This window comes from Streptomyces sp. NPDC048248, assembly GCF_043201875.1.
Lineage (GTDB): Bacteria > Actinomycetota > Actinomycetes > Streptomycetales > Streptomycetaceae > Streptomyces.
Genome location: NZ_JBICZL010000003.1, coordinates 298,623 through 316,081 on the forward strand (window position 1 = coordinate 298,623; position 17,459 = coordinate 316,081).

Sequence of the window (17,459 nt, forward strand, 5' to 3'; positions counted from 1 at the left end):
TTCCGGGCCTCATCCGGGTGACTTCCGGACGCGGAGCGGGCGCCCGACGCCGACCGTGGGGCGCCCGCCCGTTGCGGGGCGGGCGGCGCGCTCCCTGGCGGAACCGGCACCCGTCCACCGGTCAGCTGTAGTGCACCTGCAACTCCTTGACGCCGTTGAGCCAGGCGGAGCGGAGCCGGCGCGGCTCGCCCGCCAGGGAGATGTCCGGCAGCGTGTCCGCGATGGCGCCGAAGATCAGGTTGATCTCCAGCACCGCCAGGGACTTGCCGAGGCAGAAGTGCGGCCCGCCGCCGCCGAAACCGAGGTGCGGGTTGGGATCGCGGGTGATGTCGAAGCGCTCGGGGTGATCGAAGACCTCGGGGTCGTGGTTGGCGGAGGAGTAGAAGATCCCGACGCGCTGCCCCTTCTTGATCTGCGCGCCGCCCAGTTCGGTGTCCTGGGTGGCGGTGCGCTGGAAGGAGACCACCGGCGTCGCCCAGCGCACGATCTCCTCCGCGGCGGTCGCGGGGCGCTCGCGCTTGTAGAGCTCCCATTGGTCGGGGTGGGTGAGGAAGGCGTGCATGCCGTGCGTGATCGCGTTGCGGGTCGTCTCGTTGCCGGCGACCGCCAGCAGCAGGACGAAGAAACCGAATTCGTCGGAGCCGAGGTTCCCCTCGTCCTCCGCCGACACCAGCCGGCTGACGATGTCCTCGGCGGGGCACTCCTTGCGCGCCGCGGCGAGGTTCATCGCGTACGAGATCAGCTCCATGGCCGCGTTGGTGCCGACCTCTTCGGTGATGGCCAGTTCGGGGTCGTCATAGGCGATCATCTTGTTCGACCAGTCGAAGATCCGGGACCGGTCCTCCTGCGGAATGCCGATGAGTTCGGCGATGGCCTGAAGGGGCAGTTCACAGGCGATGTCCGTGACGAAGTCCCCGACTGCCTTCTGTCGCGCCTCGGCGACGATGCGCGCGGCGCGCAGACGCAGGGCGTCCTCCAGGGCACGGATGGAGCGCGGGGTGAAGCCGCGCTGGACGATCTGGCGGACCCGGGTGTGCTCGGGCGGGTCCATGTTCAGCATGATCAGTTTCTGCACGTCGATCTGGTCGCGGGTCATGGACGCGTTGAACCGGATGATGGAGGTGTTGAGGTGCGCGGAGAAGATCTCCGGCTTGGTGGAGACCTCCTTCACGTCCTCGTGGCGGGTGACGACCCAGTAGCCGTCGTCGTCGAAGCCGGCGATGCCGTGCGGCTGGTCGTTCCACCACACGGGCGCCGTCTGCCGTAGTTGGGCGAACTCCGGCAGCGGTACGCGGTTTTGGTAGACGTCGGGGTCGGTGAAGTCGAACCCTTCGGGCAGGGCGGGGCATGGCATCGGCGACTCCTGGTCCGGTCCGGGCCGGGACCGGGCCCCGATCCGGGTCCGATCCGGGTCTGACGGTTCTGGCAGCCGGGGCGGATCCGGCCCGTCCGCCGGCTCCCGGGGCAGTTGAGCTGACGAACCATCAGTTATGAGTGGCGCTGAAGGTAGTAACGAGTTCTACAAGTCGCAAGGGTCGCGGCGGCACCTCTTGCGGGGCAAGGGGGCATCGACGTCTGCGCGGGGGGTAAGGCTGACGGATCGACAAGTACGCGTCGGAGTCGGCCATACGGGGTCGGGCGCCGGACAAGGGTGTTGCAGACCCCTTGCGCCCGCGAGGGCGTCTCATAAGACTGTTCGCAGAACTAGAACGCGTACTAGTTCTTGTTCCGTGGGGCCGGGGCGCCCGCGGACGCGAGGAGAGGACGAGTCAGTCATGGCCGCGGAACCCGTCATCGTCGAAGCCGTACGCACCCCCATCGGCAAGCGCGGAGGTGCGCTCGCCAACCTCCACCCCGCCTACCTCCTGGGCGAGACGTACCGCGAACTCCTCGCCCGCACGGGCATCCAGCCGGACTGCGTCGAACAGGTCGTCGGCGGCACCGTCACCCACGCCGGGGAGCAGTCCATGAACCCGGCGCGCAACGCCTGGCTCGCCATGGGCCTGCCCTACGAGACCGCGGCGACCACCGTGGACTGCCAGTGCGGCTCCTCCCAGCAGGCCAACCACATGGTGGCCAACATGATCGCGGGCGGCGTCATCGACGTCGGCATCGGCTGCGGCGTCGAGGCGATGTCCCGGGTGCCGCTGGGCAGCGGCTCCAAGCACGGGCCGGGCAAGCCCTGGCCCGACGAGTGGAGCGTCGATCTGCCCAACCAGTTCGAGGCGGCCGAACGCATCGCCCGCAACCGGGGACTGACCCGCGAGAACGTCGACTCCCTCGGACTGATCTCCCAGGAACGAGCGGCCACGGCCTGGGCCGAGGAGCGCTTCAAACGCGAGACGTTCGCGGTCCAGGTCCCCACCACGGAGGCGGAGCAGGCCGCGGGCCAGGGCATGTGGCGACTGGTCGACCGGGACGAGGGCCTGCGGGACACCACCATGGAGGCGCTCGGCGGCCTCAAGCCCGTCATGCCGACGGCCGTCCACACCGCGGGCAACTCCTCACAGATCTCCGACGGGGCCGCCGCGGTGATGTGGGCCTCCAAGCGCATGGCACGCGCCCTCAAACTCAAGCCGCGGGCCCGCATCGTCGCCCAGGCACTGGTCGGCTCCGACCCCCACTTCCATCTGGACGGGCCGATCGACGCCACCCGCGCCGTGCTGGGCAAGGCCGGGATGTCCCTCAACGACATCGACCTGGTCGAGATCAACGAAGCGTTCGCGTCCGTGGTGCTCTCCTGGGCGCAGGTCTTCTCACAGGACCTGGAGAAGGTGAACGTCAACGGCGGCGCCATCGCGCTCGGCCACCCCGTCGGAGCCACCGGCGCCCGCCTCATCACCACCGCGCTCCACGAACTGGAACGCAGGGACAAGGAGTTCGCCCTGATCACCATGTGCGCGGGCGGCGCGCTCGCCACGGGGACGATCATTCAGCGGCTGTGAGGGGCCGGAGCCCCGAGGCACGTCGCGCGGTTTCCGGGCCGGTGCGCCACTGCTCAGGGGCCGGTCCGGTGCCGACGCGCCGGGGGCCGTACAGGGCCGATGAGTCCGCGCCGCTCCGGCAGTCTGCCCTCTGAACGTACCTTCAGGAAGGCGGGCCCGATGACGAACCTGCGCGAGACCCTGGGAAGACACGTCCGCGACGGATCGGTGCCCGGCGCGGTGGCTCTGGCCGCCCGCGGCGACGACGTCGAGGTGCAGGCCGTCGGATCGGCTGACGTCGAGGGCAGCGCCCCGATGGCCAGGGACTCGAACTTCCGCGTCGCCTCGATCACCAAGCCGGTCACCGCCGCAGCGGCCATGATGCTGGTCGACGACGGCCGGATCGCCCTGGACGACCCCGTCGGGCCGTGGCTGCCGGAGCTGGCGTCCCCCACCGTCGTCTGCGATCCGGCCGGCCCCGTCGACGACGTCGTACCCGCCGAGCGGGCGATCACCGTCGCCGACCTCCTCACCTTCCGCGCCGGCTACGGCTTCCCGTCGGACTTCTCGCTGCCCGCGGTCGAACTGCTGATCAACGAGCTGAAACAGGGGCCGCCGCAACCGCAGCGGATCGCGGCGCCGGACGACTGGATGGCGGCGCTGTCCCGCATCCCCCTGCTGCACCAGCCGGGCCACGCCTGGCTCTACAACGCCTGCTCCGACATTCTGGGCGTACTGATCGCCAGGGTCTCGGGCCGCTCCCTCCCCGAGTTCTTCGCCGAGCGACTGTTCGAGCCGCTCGGCATGACCGACACCGGCTTCGCGGTGCCCCCCGCCGACCGCGACCGGTTCACCAGCTTCTACCGACCCGACGCGACGGGCGGCCTTGAGCCGGTCGACGCCCCGGACGGCCAGTGGAGCAGCATCCCGGCCTTCCCTTCCGGCGCGGGCGGGCTGGTCTCGACCGTCGACGACCTGCACTCCTTCGCCCGGATGCTGCTCGCCGATGGAGCCGCCGACGGCTGCCGGCTTTTGTCGCCGGCCTCGGTGCGGCAGATGACCACCGACCACCTCACCCCGTCCCAGCGTGACGCGAGCGCGCTGTTCCTGGAGGGTCAGGGCTGGGGATACGGCGGCTCGGTCGACGTCGTACCCGTCGACCCGTGGAACGCGCCGGGCCGCTACGGCTGGGTCGGCGGCACAGGAACGGCGGCGCACCTCGTCCCGTCCACAGGCGCGGTCACGATCCTGCTCACCCAATGCGAGATGACCAACCCGAGCCCGCCCACCGTGATGCGGGACTTCTGGAGGTACGCGGCGGGAGCGTGAGCAGGGCCGGGGGCGCGGCTCGGTGTGCTGCCGCGTCCCCAGCGTGGTGGCCCGTGCAGGGGTGGTCGGATCGGCCGGGGCGGGCACCCTGACGTGATCTACGGGTAGGGCAGGGGGCGTTGGGGGGAAACCCGGATACCGCGCCGTGCGAGACGCCCGTACGGTCATTGGCAGGGAAGGAAAGGGGAAGCGGCCGAAGGAAGACGGCCGGGCGGTCAGGGGGGAGGCGCCGGGGAGGCGAAGGAGACGGGAATGTCGAAGGCGGCGCGGCGGGTGGCGCGGCGGAGGGCTCTGAGCACGGTGCCGCCCAGAGTGACGGTGAGGACCATGGTCACCAGGGCGCGCGGGACGTCCCAGCCGAGAGAGGTGGCCAGGCAGTAGGTGAGGTACCGGACGAGGTTGTCATGCAGCGGGTCGCCGGGGACGAAGGACACCCCGGAGGCCATACCGGCGAGGTAGGGCCAGCCCTGGAGGTTCATGACCAGGCCGTAGAGGACGGCGGCGACGCCCCCGTAGACGGAGAGGAGGGCCAGTTCGCGGCGGCCGCGCAAGCGGTCGGGCCCCGGCAGCAGGCCCGCGCCCATGGAAACCCATCCCATGGTCAGCATCTGGAATGGCATCCAGGGACCGACGCCGCCGGTCAGCAGCGCGGAGGCGAACATCGCCACGGACCCCAGGACGAAGCCGAATCCGGGCCCCAGCACCCGTCCCGCGAGGACCATCAGGAAGAACATCGGCTCGATGCCCGCGGTACCCGCTCCGAGGGGCCGCAGGGCGGCGCCCGCCGCGGCGAGGACGCCGAGCATCGCGATGGCCTTCGCGTCCAGGCCGGTGTCGGCGATGGTGGCCACGACGACGGCCAGCAGCATCGGCAGGAGCGCGGCGAAGAGCCACGGCGCGTCCTTGGAATGAGCGAGTCCGGAAGCCGAGTCGGCGAGCAGGGGCCACCCGAACGCCATCACACCGCAGGCCGAGACGAGAACCAGGGCCGCCACGGATCGCGGCCCCAGGCGCACGGCACGGGCCCGCTGCCCGGACCCGGTCGGCCGCCCAGCGCTCGGGCGATCCGATCGGTGCGGGTCGTGCGGGTCGTGCGGGCGGAACGGGCCGAGCGGGCGGCGAAGCCCACCGGTGCGGCGCAGGTCGAAGCGGCGTTGGCCAATGCGGTGCAGGCCGATGTGGCGTAGGCCGAGGCGACGTAGACGGTCCGACCCATGCGGCGGGGGTGAGGGTGGGGGAGGGGGGAGGGGGCCCCCGGGGAGCCCGTCGGGTTGGCCTGGGGTCGGGTGCGCGGCGTTCATGCCGTGGCCTCCAGGGCGTGGGCCACCTGGGGGACCGTCAGCCATGGCAGCGGCGCGAGGACCTTCGCGACCTGGGGGGCGAAGGAGGGCGACGCGAGCACGACCTCGTCGGTGGGGCCGTCGGCCACGATCTCGCCGTCGGCCAGGATGACGACGCGGTGGGCGAGTTCGGCGGCCAGTTCCACATCGTGCGTGGCCAGGACGACGGCGTGCCCCTCGGCGGCCAGCGCGCGCAGCAATTCGATCAGGCGGGCCTTGGCGGCGTAGTCGAGGCCGCGGGTGGGCTCGTCGAGAAGGAGCAGCGGCGGTCGGGCGGTCAGGACGACCGCAAGGGCCAGCGCGAGGCGTTGCCCCTCGGACAGATCGCGGGGGTGGACGGAGTCCGGTACGTCCGGCAGGAGGCGGGTGACGAGTTCCCGGCAAGTGCCCGCGGGCGCGCCCGCGTCGTCGTCGGCCGCGGCGCATTCGGCGGCGACGGTATCGGCGTACAGCAGGTCGCGCGGTTCCTGGGGGACCAGGCCGACGTGGCGCAGGAGGGTGCGGGGCCGGGTGCGGTGCGGGGTGGCGTCGCCGACCCGGACCGTGCCGGAGGACGGTTCGTGCATGCCGACGAGGGTGGCGAGCAGGGTGGACTTGCCCGCGCCGTTACGGCCCATCAACGCCACGGTCTCGCCGGGGTGGACGGTCAGGTCCACGCCGTACAGGACATCGCCACGGCCCCGGTGGACGGTGAGTTCGGAGACGACGGCGGCCGGGGCGGCTGGGGCGGCGGAGGTGGCAGCGCCTGCACCGGATCCGCCGGTACGGGGCCCGTCCGTGCCCCCTGCCTCCGTGTCTCGTCCGCCCGCACGTGGCCCGTCCGTACCCGGTCCGCTCGCGGTGGCTGCCGTGCCGCGTCCCGGCTCCAGCGCCTGGAGGCGGTCGCGGAGAGGGGCAGCCCTGCGGCGTGCGTCGCGTACGGAGAGGGGGAGAGGCGACCACTGGGCGAGGCGGCCCAGGGCGACGACCGGGGGGTGCACCGGGGAGACGGCCATGATCTGCGCGGGGTCGCCGAGGAGCGGGGCCGCGCCGGGTGCGGGCAGCAGGATCACCTGGTCCGCGTACTGCACCACCCGCTCCAGGCGGTGTTCGGCCAGCAGCACCGTCGTCCCGAGGTCGTGCACGAGACGCTGGAGCACCGCGAGCACCTCCTCGGCGGCGGCCGGGTCCAGGGCGGAGGTCGGTTCGTCCAGGACGAGGACCTTGGGATGGGTGGTCAGCACGGAGCCGATCGCCACCCGCTGCATCTGGCCACCGGAGAGTGTGGTGAGGGCGCGGTCGCGCAGGTCGGCCAGGCCCAGCAGGTCGAGGGTCTCCTCGACGCGGCGGCGCATCACGTCCGGGGCGAGGCCGAGGGATTCCATGCCGTAGGCGAGTTCGTCCTCGACGGTGTCGGTGACGAAGTGCGCCCGCGGGTCCTGGCCCACGGTGCCGACCACATCGGCCAGTTCACGCGGCCGGTGGGTGCGGGTGTCGCGGCCGTCGACGGTGACCCGGCCGTGCAGGGTGCCCCCGGTGAAGTGCGGTACGAGTCCGCAGACGGCATTGAGCACCGTCGACTTGCCGACGCCGGAGGGTCCGACGAGAAGACACAGCTCCCCTTCGGGAACGGTCAGGTCGACGTCCCGCACGGCGGGCTCGGTGGCGTCCCCGTAGGTGACCGACACCTGCTCGAACCGGATCACTGGGTGGACTCCCTCTGTGACGTGGGCGACTGCGATGACTGCGGCGACTGCGGCGATGTCGGGGACCGGAACGATTCCGGGGAGGGCCGCAACGACGTCGGGGATCGCAACGACTTCTTGGACGTACCGGGGGTGCGAGCGTCGCCGGGCCCGTCGCCCGGCCCGGCACGTTCGGGCGAGGTGCGGGGCGGCAGGGGGGCGACGAACGCGGGCAGCAGGCCCAGCAGTACGCCGAGCGCCGGCCGGAGCGGGAGGACGGGCGCGGTGAGAGGGACGACGGGTGGCTGGAGGGCGCCGGGCGCGACGGTGTCCGCCCAGATCATCAGGGCCGCCACGGCGATGCCGGAGCCGGCCACCAGCCAGGCGCGGATGCCCCAGCGCTCCGGCCGGTAGCGGGTGCGCACCGAGCGGCGGCCGCCGAGCCACAACCCGCCGAGCGCGGCGGCGAGTCCGGCGAGCAGCAGGGGCAGCCCGTAGCCGGCGCCGGACCCGGCCAGCAGCCCGTAGGTCCCGGCGCAGACGCCGAGCAGGCCGCCGAGGGTGAGGACCGAGGTGGTGTGCCGGACGGCGCGTGGCACCTGGGCGGTGCGGCCGTAGCCGCGGGCGTCCATCGCGGCGGCCAGCGCGACCGAGCGTTCCAGCGCCCCTTCCAGCACGGGCAGTCCGACCTGGAGGAGGGCTTTGAATCCGCGGTCGGGACGGCCGCGCAGTCGTCGGGCGGCGCGCAGCCGCTGCACATCGGCCACCAGATTCGGTGCGAACGTCATCGCGACGACGACCGCGACGCCCGCCTCGTAGAGGGCCCCGGGCAGTGACTTCAGCATCCGGGCGGGGTTGGCGAGGGCGTTCGCGGCCCCGACGCAGATGAGGAGGGCGGCCAGCTTCAGGCCGTCGTAGAGGGCGAAGAGCATGCCCTCGGCGGTGACCCGGCCGCCGATCCGGACGCCCTGTGCCCAGTCGGGGAGCGGGACTTCGGGCAGTGTGACAAGGAGGTGGGTGCCGGGAATCGGCGAGCCCAGGACGAAGGCGAAGACCAGCCGGACGGCGATCACGAACAGGCCGAGCTTGGCGAACGCGCCGTACGACCGGGCCCAGGGCGCGTCCGTACGGCGGGCCGCGACGACATAGCCCGCCACCCCGACCAGCATCCCGAGCAGCAGCGGATTGGTGGTGCGTGAGGCCGCGGTCGCCAGGCCGAGCGCCCACAGCCACCACGCTCCGGCGTGCAGGGCGGTGGTACGGGTCGCGCGCGGGGCGCTCATCCGCGCCGGCGGCGGGCCTGCCACACGGCCGCCGCTCCCAGCGCGAAGACGGCCGCGCCGCCACCGAGCAGTCCGGCGGACGGGCCGCCGTCCTCGCTGTCGCTCCCCGTACCCGAACCCTGCCCCGCCGACCGGCCCGAGGACGCGTCCTCGGGCGCGGAGCCGGCGCCTGGCGCGTCTTTCGACCCCTTGTCGCCCGATCCGTCGACCTGGTCCGCGCACCCTGACCGCGGGTAGTCGGCGACGGCGCACAGCAGGGCGTGGGAGTCGTACCGCAGCGGCCGGGCGACCGCGGCCAGCGCCTCGCCCGCCGAGGCGTCCTCGGGGACCACGGCGCAGTGTGTCCGCGGCTTCGGCGGGCGCTCCCCGCCGGCCGCGTCCGCCGCGCTGCCGAAGTCGATGACGACGCCGACCCGCTTGCTGTTCTCCTTGGCCGGTGTGCCCTCGCAGATCGCGTCGAAGTCGGCGGCCGTGCGCGGACCGGCGGCCGCGGCGGAGTCGGCGCTCACGGTGAACCGGAAACCCTCGACGGCCCCGTCGGCAGGCCGCATGGTGGCCGGCCCCTCGGTCGCGTACGCCCAGGAGCCACCGGAGCCGCCCGCCTTGCTGTTCCAGAAGGACCAGTAGCGGTACTCCTGTGCCTGGGCGGGCGCGGCGGCCAGGCCGGTGGCGGTGCCGGCCAGCAGGAGGGCGCCGGCGATACGGGGGAAGCGCATCAGAGGGCGTTCTTCTTCTTGCGGCCGCTCAGCAGGAAGCCGATACCGGCGCCGACGGCGAGCCCGACACCGACGACCCACCAGACGCTGATGCCGCTCCCGCCGTCCTCCGAGTCCTTCGCGTCGGCGTTCTTCCCCTGCTCCTGCCCGGCGGCCGGTGCGGGGCCGGTGGCGTTGAGGGCGGCCACCAGGTCGGTGCCGCCGAAGGAGCGCGGGTCGGTGCCCGTGGCGTGCGCGGCGAGCACCAGCTGGGCGTACGCCGCGGGGCCGTTCTGCTTCGCCCAGTCCGCCGCGTGCTGCTCCAGCCACTTCAGCGGCTTCTGCGCGGCCGTGCCGTGCGCTCCCGCGGCCAGCGCGAGGACGGTGTCGGCGGTGTTGCCGACGTCCGGCTGGTCCTCCGCGCCCGGCATCGCGGACAGCAGGTGCTGCCCGTTCGCGTCGAGCTGCGCGACGAGGTAGGCGTCCGCGCCCCCGGCCGCCGCCTTCCGGGCACCGGCGTCCGCGCTGCCCTGACTGCTTTCACCCTCGTCCTTGCAGGTCAGCGGCCGTATGGGGGTGTTGGCGTCCTTGCCCGTCGGCGCGACGACGAAGCCCTTGCCCAAGGTGCCCAGCGCGGCGGCCGCGGTGGCGTCGGCGTTCGGGGCCAGGGCGCCGTCCTTGGGCTGGAAGGCGAAGGCGCCGCGCTCCTTGGACTTCGCCGCGCAGCTCAGCTGGAAGGTCAGCAGGGCGTCGTAGGGGGACTTGCCGCCCTTGCCCGACGTCACGGTGGCCGGGTTCGCGCCGGCCGCGACGAGTGCGCCGATGACGACGGAGGTGGAGTTGGCGTCGCTGGGCGAGCCGGCCATGGAACTCCATCCGCCGTCCTTGTTCTGCACGGACTTCAGCCAGCCCACGGCCTTCTTCACCGCGTCACCGTGCCCGCCGAGCGCGGCCAGCGCCTGCACCGCGGCGCCCGTCTGGTTGGTGTCCCGCATCGTCTTGGCGGTACACGGCTTCGCCTGGTCGGCACGGAAGGCGGCGAACGATCCGTCGGCGCACTGCTGCCCGGTGAGCCAGTCGACGGCGGACGCCGCGGGCCGCAGGCCCACCGTGTCCTGCGCGAGCAGGGCGAGCGACTGCCGCCACACTCCGTCGTACTCCGGGGAGGCGGCGCCGTACAGGCCGGCGGGCAGTTTCGCGGGGGAGGGCGACGGGGCCGCGGCCGGTGCGGCGGAGTCGGCGAACGCGGCCGGGGCGGCGGCCGTGCCCAGCACCGCCGCGGTGGCCAGCGCCGCGGCGGCGCGGCGTGCCAGGACGGCGAAGGAAGGAGCCATGGGGGCCAGGGGAGCCATGGGGTCGGTGCCTCTCGGGTCGGTTCGCAGCGGTGTACGCAGCCGCGCTCGGCCGGCCACCCGCGCGCCCGGTCGTCGGGTCCGCGCGGTGGCACCGGGCTCAGCTCCGTATACCTCGACGGTGCCGCGCACCGGCCGTCCGTGGGCGGGGCCGGGGCGGGAGCCTTGGTCGTGCGCCAGCGGGTGCTCCGGCTCGTACGGCCGTGCGTGCCGCGAGAGCGTCGCGGTGCGCGGGCGGGCCGTCCTCACGGTTGCGGGTCAGCGCCGGATTTTCACCGGCTTCCCCCGATAGGCACGGATGAAGTTTTCTCGCACACCTTAACCGGCGCCCGCAAGGGACTCGCTCGCACGTACGGATATGGGTGGGTATGCGCCCCTGGGGCGGGGCTCCGGTCTCTGGGCGCGGGAGCGGGCCGCGGGGCCCTTGCCCGCGGGCGCCTCGGGTGGCCGCCGGGCGCAGGCCGGTGCCTCCTGGGCTTCACGCTGCCCGGTACGTCACCGGGTCGGATCCGGGGACCGGTTCGGCATGCCCGAGTTTCACCAGGCGGCGCAGGTGTGCCTCGGCTTCCGAGACGGCGATGTTGCGGGAGCCGTAGGGGATCTGCTCCCAGGGGCGGTTCCACTCCATCGCCACCGCGAGCTGCCAGGGCGTGAGGGGTTCGCGGAGCAGTGCTCTCAGTCCGGACAGGCGCTCTTCGTGGTGGGCGAGGAGTTCCCGCACGCGCCCGTCCGCGTCGGCGAAGGCGTGCTGATGGGCGGGCAGCACCTCGGCCGGGGCGAGCCTGCCGATCCGCTCCAGGGAGTCGAGGTAGTCGCCCAGCGGGTCGGTGACCGTGGCGTCGTCCGGATCCTCGTACAGCCCGACGTGCGGGGTGATGCCGGGGAGGAGGTGGTCGCCGGAGAAGAGCCGGCCGAAGCCGGAGGGCCCGGCCGCGGCCGCCCCGGCTCCCGGCCCCCCGGCCCCCGGCCCACCGCGCACCGCAGTCCCGCCCCCCGCGCCGGTGGCCTTCGCGCCCCCGGCACCCGCCCCGACCCCCGCGCCCCGCCCCGGGTGTTCCTCCTCCAGATGCAGGCAGACGTGTCCCGGGGTGTGCCCCGGCGTCCAGATCGCGCGCAGCCTGCGCCCCGGGAGGTCGAGCAGCTCGCCGGGGCCGATGTCGCGGTCCGGCAGCGCGGGCCGCCTGGCGGGCAGCGACCGGGCGCCGCCCTTGGCGCGGGCCGCCCGCAGGGGCGCGAGGTGATCCTCGGGCGCGCCCGCCGCCGTGAGTTTGGCGGTCAGGTAGTCGAGCCACCGGCCCGGCTGCGCGTCGCGGGTGCGGCGGATCATCGCCGTGTCGGCGGCGTGCATCGCGATCCAGGCCCCGGACGCCTCGCGGACCTTGGCGGAGAGGCCGTGATGGTCGGGGTGGTGATGGGTGATCAGGACGCCGTGCAGGTCGGTGAGGGCGAAGCCGCACCGCTCGACGCCGGCGACGAGGGTGTCCCAGGAGTGCGGGTCGTCCCAGCCGGTGTCGATGAGCACCGGGCCGCGGTCGGTCTCCAGGAGGTGGACGAGGGTGTGGCCGAGCGGATTGTCCGGGATGGGGACGGCGATGCTCCACACCCCGCCCCTGTGGTCGGTCACCTGTGTCATCCCGGTCCCCTCTCGGTGTGGGCATGCCCGTTCACTATAACTAGAACGAGTTTCAGTGCGTCCTGAAGTGGGCTCTTTCGTAGTGGAGTTGAGGTGGTGGACGGTTCGTGGTCGAGGGGCGCGGGGGCGGCGGTGCGGTGATTGTGTGTGCGCCGTGGACTCCTGCAAAGGGAACTGGTATCAGTTTCTGATGCAGCGTCAGGTGTCGGTGGAGCGTGAACGCCCGCCGGCCGAGGGCGGCCAACCCGCGGGAGGCGGCAGCGATGAGCGATCTCGTCGAGCACGGAAAGCTCTATATAGGCGGTGAGTTGGTCGACCCGGCCGGCCGCGACACGATCGAGGTCGTCTCACCGCACACCGAGCAGGTCATCGGCCGGGTGCCGCATGCCTCCCGGGCCGATGTCGACCGCGCGGTGGCCGCGGCCCGCACGTCCTTCGACTCCGGGGTCTGGGCGCGAGCCCCGCTGGCGGAGCGGATCGCCGTGGTGACCCGCATCAAGGACGCCTTCGCCGCGCGCAGCGACGAGATCGCCCGGGTCATCAGCTCGGAGAACGGCACTCCCGTCACCTCCGGTGTGATGGTGCAGTCGCTGGCGGCGATGCTGGTGTGGGACGCCGCCCTGGCCGTCGCCCGTGACTTCCCGTTCGAGGAGCGGCGGGCCGGACTGCTGGGCCCGCTGCTGGTCCGCCGGGAGCCGGCCGGGGTGGTCGCGGCCGTCGTGCCGTGGAACGTCCCGCAGTTCACCGCCGCCGCCAAGCTCGCCCCGGCCCTGCTTGCCGGCTGCTCGGTGGTGTTGAAGGTGTCCCCGGAGACCCCGCTGGACGCCTACCTCCTCGCCGAGATCGTGACCGAGGCGGGGCTGCCGGAGGGGGTGCTTTCGATCCTGCCCGCGGACCGGGAGGTCAGCGAGTACCTGGTCGGGCACCCGGGCGTGGACAAGGTCTCGTTCACCGGGTCGGTGGCGGCGGGCAAGCGGGTCATGGAGGTCGCCGCCCGCAACCTCAGCCGCGTCACGCTGGAGCTGGGCGGCAAGTCCGCCGCGGTCATCCTGCCGGACGCGGACCTGGAGGCGGCGGTGGCCGGCATCGTGCCGTTCGCCTGGATGATCAACGGCCAGGCGTGTGTGGCCCAGACGAGGATTCTCGCGCCGCGCAGTCACTACGACGAGATCGCCGAGCGGTTCACCGCGGCGGCCGGCGCGCTGACCGTCGGCGACCCGCTGGATCCGGCCACCGAACTCGGCCCGCTGGTCGCCCGACGCCAACAGCAGCGTTCGCTGGACTACATCGCGCTCGGTCAGCAGGAGGGCGCCAAGGTCCTGACCGGCGGCGGACGGCCCGAGGGGCAGCCGACGGGCTGGTACGTCGAGCCGACGCTCTTCGGCGAGGTCGCCAACTCCATGCGGATCGCCCGCGAGGAGATCTTCGGCCCGGTCATCTGCCTGCTGCCCTACGACGACGAGGCCGAGGCGGTGCGGATCGCCAACGACTCGGACTACGGCCTCTCCGGCTCGGTGTGGACGGCCGACGTCGAGCGGGGCATCGACATCGCGCGGCAGGTGCGCACCGGCACGTACTCGGTGAACACCTTCAGCATCGACATGCTCGGCCCGTTCGGCGGCTACAAGAACTCCGGCATCGGGCGGGAGTTCGGACCGGAAGGGTTCGGCGAGTATCTGGAGCACAAGATGATCCACCTGCCGGCGGGTGCCTGATGGGGGACCGCTGGCGGGTGGAGGTGGACCGGAGCGTGTGCATCGGGTCGGGCATGTGTATCGGCGCGGCACCCGACGGCTTCCGTCTCGACTCCGCCCGGCAGTCCCACCCGGTGGCGCCGGAGGGGGACCCCGCCGAGAGCGTGCTGGCGGCGGCCGAGGGGTGCCCGGTCGAGGCGATCCTCATCAGCGTGGCGGACAGCGGTCAGCCGGTCTTCCCGCCCGAGGAGTGAGGAGCCGTCGCCGAGCCGGGTCCCGATCGCGTCCCCGGTCGTGGTCCCGGCTCCGGTGCGGTGATGTCGATCAGCCGGCAGACCGTCTCGATGTCGATCTTCACCTGGGCGATCGAGGCGCGCCCGGACAGCCAGGTGATCAGCGCCGAGTGCCAGGTGTGCTCGATGACCCGCACCGCGGACAACTGGTCGGGGGTGGCGGGCCCGTCCAGGTTCATCGCGTCCAGGATGATCGCGGTGGTCAGCCGGGAGACGGTGTCCACCTCGGCGCTGACGGAGCGGTCGGCGAAGGTCAGCGCGCGCACCATCGCCTCCGCGAGGTGCGGTTCGCGCTGGAGGGCACGGAACGCCCGCATCAGGGTCTGGGCGACCCGTTTGCCCGGATCCTCCTCCGACGGCGGGCGCTTGCGCAGCGTCTCGTGCATGTGCTGGAGCTGGTCCTGCATGGTCGCGACCAGCAGATGCACCTTGGAGGGGAAGTAGCGGTAGAGGGTGCCGAGTGCGACGCCGGAGGACTCGGCGACCTCGCGCATCTGCACGGCGTCGAACCCGCCACGGCCGGCCAGCCGGGCGCTGGTGTGCAGGATGCGGCGGCGGCGGGCCTCCTGACGTTCGGTCAGGGGAGGACTCGCGGGAGGCGCCGGGTCGGCCGCCCTGGATTCCGTAGTCATATATCCCATTCCGTGGCATTGCGTCCGCGATGCGGTGAGTGCCGGTGGTGTGATCGGCACAGCATGGCAGGGGGGCGGGTCGTGGCGCGAATCACCTGGTGCGACTCTTTCCGCGGGGGGCTCGGCCGGTAGATTCGAAGCTCTGTGAACTGATCAGTAGCCGATCAGTTCTGAAACTTGTTCTAGATTACCGCCAGCGGTTACGCTCCGGCGAAAGTCCAGTGAGAAGGGGGCCGAGCGTGACCGCAGAGGCCGTCCAGGCAGCCGCGCCTCGCCCCGCAGAGGCCCCCTCGGCCTCCGCTCCGGAGAACGGCGACGGACCCCTGCGCATCGCGATGCTCACCTACAAGGGGAACCCTTTCTGCGGTGGTCAAGGCGTCTACGTACGCCATCTCTCGCGCGAACTGGCGCGGCTCGGCCACGCCGTTGAGGTCATCGGCGCCCAGCCCTACCCCGTCCTGGACGACGGGGTGACGCTGACCGAGCTGCCCAGCCTCGACCTCTACCGCCAGCCCGACCCGTTCCGCACGCCCAAGCCCGGCGAGTTCCGCGACTGGGTCGACGCCGTCGAGGTCGGCACGATGTGGACCGGCGGGTTCCCCGAACCGCTCACCTTCTCCCTGCGGGCCCGGCGTCACCTCGCCGCCCGGCGGGGCGAGTTCGACGTCGTGCACGACAACCAGACGCTCGGGTACGGCCTGCTCGGCGGCCCGCGCGCGATCGGCGCCCCGCTGGTCACCACGATCCACCACCCCATCACCGTCGACCGGCGGCTGGACCTGGAAGCCGCCGAAGGCCGGCTGCGCCGCGCCTCGGTGCGCCGCTGGTACGGCTTCACCCGGATGCAGAAGCGGGTCGCCCGCCGGCTGCCGTCCGTGCTCACCGTCTCCGGCTCCTCCCGCCAGGAGATCGTCGACGACCTCGGTGTGGCCGACGGCCGGATCCACGTCGTGCACATCGGCGCCGACACCGACCTCTTCTCGCCGGACCCGTCCGTCCCCGAGGTGCCGGGCCGGATCGTCACGACCTCCAGCGCCGACGTGCCGCTCAAGGGCCTGGTCCACCTCGTCGAGGCGCTCGCCAAGGTCCGTACCGAGAACCCCGACGCGCATCTGGTGGTCGTCGGCAAGCGCGCCGACGACGGGCCGGTCGCCGCGGCCATCGAACGCCACGGCCTCACGCACGCCATCGAGTTCGTCAAGGGCATCAGCGACAGCGAACTCGTCGACCTGGTGCGCGGTGCGCAGATCGCCTGTGTGCCCTCCCTCTACGAGGGCTTCTCGCTCCCGGCGGCGGAGGCGATGGCCACCGGCACCCCGCTGCTGGCCACCACCGGCGGTGCCATCCCCGAAGTCGCCGGCGCCGACGGCGAGACCTGTCTGGCGGTGCCCCCGGGCGACGCCGGCGCACTGGCGGCCGGGCTCCTCCGCCTCCTGGGAGACGCCCCGTTGCGCAGCCGGCTGGGCGCGGCGGGCCGTGAGCGGGTGCTGGCCCGCTTCACCTGGCGGCAGGCCGCACTCGGCACCGCCGAGCGCTACCGTGAGGCGATCGCCCTCCAGGCGGACCGCACGGCCGCCGGAACACGCAGTCGGGGGGCGGCCGGGGGCGCCGCCGCGGCCGCTCCGAGCCCCGCCGGACGCGCCTAGTGCCGGGCCCGACCGCGCCTCCGGGCGTGCGCGCCGGTGCGCGGGGCGTCGGCCACCACCCCCGAACCTCGTACCTCACCGCTTTCCGCAGCCACCACCGCCATGAACCGCCGGACGAAAGCAGAACGCCGTGCTGACCGTCGACTTTTCCCGTTTCCCGCTCGCCCCGGGCGACCGCGTACTCGACCTGGGCTGCGGCGCGGGCCGGCACGCCTTCGAGTGTTACCGACGCGGCGCGCAGGTCGTCGCCCTCGATCAGAACGGCGAGGAGATCCGCGAGGTCGCCAAGTGGTTCGCCGCGATGAAGGAGGCCGGCGAGGTCCCGGCGGGTGCCACCGCCACCGCGATGGAGGGTGACGCGCTCGCCCTGCCGTTCCCCGACGACAGCTTCGACGTCGTGATCATCTCCGAGGTGATGGAGCACATCCCCGACGACAAGGGAGTGCTCGCCGAGATGGTGCGGGTGCTGCGTCCCGGTGGCCGGATCGCGGTCACCGTCCCGCGCTACGGCCCGGAGAAGATCTGCTGGGCACTCAGCGACGCCTACCACGAGGTCGAGGGCGGCCACATCCGGATCTACCGCGGCGACGAACTGCTCGGCAAGATGCGCGAGGCGGGTCTGGAGCCGTACGGCACGCATCACGCGCACGGCCTGCACAGCCCCTACTGGTGGCTCAAGTGCGCCTTCGGCGTGGACAAGGACGGCGACGACGCCCCGCTGCCGGTGAAGGCGTACCACAAGCTGCTGGTCTGGGACATCATGAAGAAGCCGCTGGCCACCCGGCTCGCGGAGCAGGCGCTCAACCCCGTCATCGGCAAGAGCTTCGTCGCCTACGCCACCAAGCCGCGCCTGCCCGAGCAGGACGCCGCGACCACCGCCGCGACGACCCCCGAGCCGGCCGACACCGCCACAGCCAAGGCCAAGAAGGCGCCGGCCAAGCGCGCCGCCGAGGCCAGCGCGAAGCCCGCAGCCA

General features: G+C 72.8%; 13 protein-coding genes, 1 pseudogene and 1 riboswitch. Of the genes and pseudogenes, 6 read left to right on the top strand and 8 right to left on the bottom strand.

All coding sequences use genetic code 11. The features are described from left to right. Positions 1–121: 121 nt before the first annotated feature. Positions 122–1,354 carry a cytochrome P450 gene (locus ACGFZW_RS07415; protein WP_393892075.1) on the bottom strand — a complete coding sequence of 411 codons (1,233 nt, stop codon included), beginning with the start codon at positions 1,352–1,354 and terminating at the stop codon, positions 122–124. Positions 1,355–1,775: 421 nt separating this feature from the next. Here ACGFZW_RS07415 and ACGFZW_RS07420 point away from each other — a divergent pair, with 421 nt between their 5' ends. Beyond that, positions 1,776–2,945 carry a steroid 3-ketoacyl-CoA thiolase gene (locus ACGFZW_RS07420; protein ID WP_393892076.1) on the top strand — a complete coding sequence of 390 codons (1,170 nt, stop codon included), beginning with the start codon at positions 1,776–1,778 and terminating at the stop codon, positions 2,943–2,945. A 159-nt stretch (positions 2,946–3,104) separates the two neighbouring features. Next, positions 3,105–4,253: a serine hydrolase domain-containing protein gene (locus ACGFZW_RS07425; protein WP_393892077.1), complete on the top strand. Its 1,149-nt coding sequence runs from the start codon at positions 3,105–3,107 to the stop codon at positions 4,251–4,253. 215 nt (positions 4,254–4,468) lie between these two features. On the opposite strand, the gene ACGFZW_RS07430 is transcribed toward ACGFZW_RS07425, so the two are convergent. The 6 genes from ACGFZW_RS07430 to ACGFZW_RS07455 all read right to left on the bottom strand — a co-directional run bounded on the left by ACGFZW_RS07430 (position 4,469) and on the right by ACGFZW_RS07455 (position 12,220). Beyond that, positions 4,469–5,212: an ECF transporter S component gene (locus ACGFZW_RS07430; protein WP_393892365.1), complete on the bottom strand. Its 744-nt coding sequence runs from the start codon at positions 5,210–5,212 to the stop codon at positions 4,469–4,471. A 338-nt stretch (positions 5,213–5,550) separates the two neighbouring features. Then, on the bottom strand, positions 5,551–7,278 hold the full coding sequence (locus ACGFZW_RS07435) for an ABC transporter ATP-binding protein (protein WP_393892078.1): 1,728 nt from the start codon (positions 7,276–7,278) through the stop codon (positions 5,551–5,553). Then, on the bottom strand, positions 7,275–8,540 hold the full coding sequence (locus tag ACGFZW_RS07440) for an energy-coupling factor transporter transmembrane component T (protein ID WP_393892366.1): 1,266 nt from the start codon (positions 8,538–8,540) through the stop codon (positions 7,275–7,277). Before ACGFZW_RS07440 ends, ACGFZW_RS07435 begins: the two co-directional genes overlap by 4 nt. After that, positions 8,537–9,256: an SCO2322 family protein gene (locus ACGFZW_RS07445; protein ID WP_393892079.1), complete on the bottom strand. Its 720-nt coding sequence runs from the start codon at positions 9,254–9,256 to the stop codon at positions 8,537–8,539. Before ACGFZW_RS07445 ends, ACGFZW_RS07440 begins: the two co-directional genes overlap by 4 nt. Then, the gene (locus ACGFZW_RS07450) at positions 9,256–10,569 is read right to left on the bottom strand and encodes a prenyltransferase/squalene oxidase repeat-containing protein (protein ID WP_393892080.1); all 1,314 of its coding nucleotides are present in this window, start codon (positions 10,567–10,569) and stop codon (positions 9,256–9,258) included. Before ACGFZW_RS07450 ends, ACGFZW_RS07445 begins: the two co-directional genes overlap by 1 nt. Positions 10,570–10,747: 178 nt before the next feature. Then, a riboswitch (cobalamin riboswitch) is annotated at positions 10,748–10,929 on the bottom strand. 136 nt (positions 10,930–11,065) lie between these two features. After that, complete coding sequence (locus ACGFZW_RS07455; RefSeq protein ID WP_393892081.1) at positions 11,066–12,220, bottom strand: MBL fold metallo-hydrolase; 1,155 nt, start codon at positions 12,218–12,220, stop codon at positions 11,066–11,068. Positions 12,221–12,483: 263 nt separating this feature from the next. Between ACGFZW_RS07455 and ACGFZW_RS07460 the strand changes: the two genes are divergently transcribed. Continuing rightward, positions 12,484–13,935, top strand: coding sequence for an aldehyde dehydrogenase (locus tag ACGFZW_RS07460; protein WP_393892082.1), 1,452 nt, complete (start codon positions 12,484–12,486; stop codon positions 13,933–13,935). Continuing rightward, positions 13,935–14,168 (top strand): ferredoxin, encoded by a 234-nt coding sequence (locus ACGFZW_RS07465; RefSeq protein ID WP_393892083.1) that lies wholly within the window; start codon positions 13,935–13,937, stop codon positions 14,166–14,168. Before ACGFZW_RS07460 ends, ACGFZW_RS07465 begins: the two co-directional genes overlap by 1 nt. Here ACGFZW_RS07465 and ACGFZW_RS07470 read toward each other — a convergent pair. Next, positions 14,141–14,839: a TetR family transcriptional regulator gene (locus ACGFZW_RS07470; RefSeq protein ID WP_393892084.1), complete on the bottom strand. Its 699-nt coding sequence runs from the start codon at positions 14,837–14,839 to the stop codon at positions 14,141–14,143. The two genes, ACGFZW_RS07465 and ACGFZW_RS07470, sit on opposite strands and share 28 nt — an antisense overlap. 239 nt (positions 14,840–15,078) lie before the next feature. Between ACGFZW_RS07470 and ACGFZW_RS07475 the strand changes: the two genes are divergently transcribed. Continuing rightward, complete coding sequence (locus ACGFZW_RS07475; RefSeq protein WP_393892085.1) at positions 15,079–16,485, top strand: glycosyltransferase family 4 protein; 1,407 nt, start codon at positions 15,079–15,081, stop codon at positions 16,483–16,485. Positions 16,486–16,615: 130 nt separating this feature from the next. Then, a pseudogene (locus ACGFZW_RS07480) lies at positions 16,616–17,350 on the top strand (methyltransferase domain-containing protein); the annotation flags it as partial. Between the last annotated feature and the right edge of the window lie 109 nt (positions 17,351–17,459).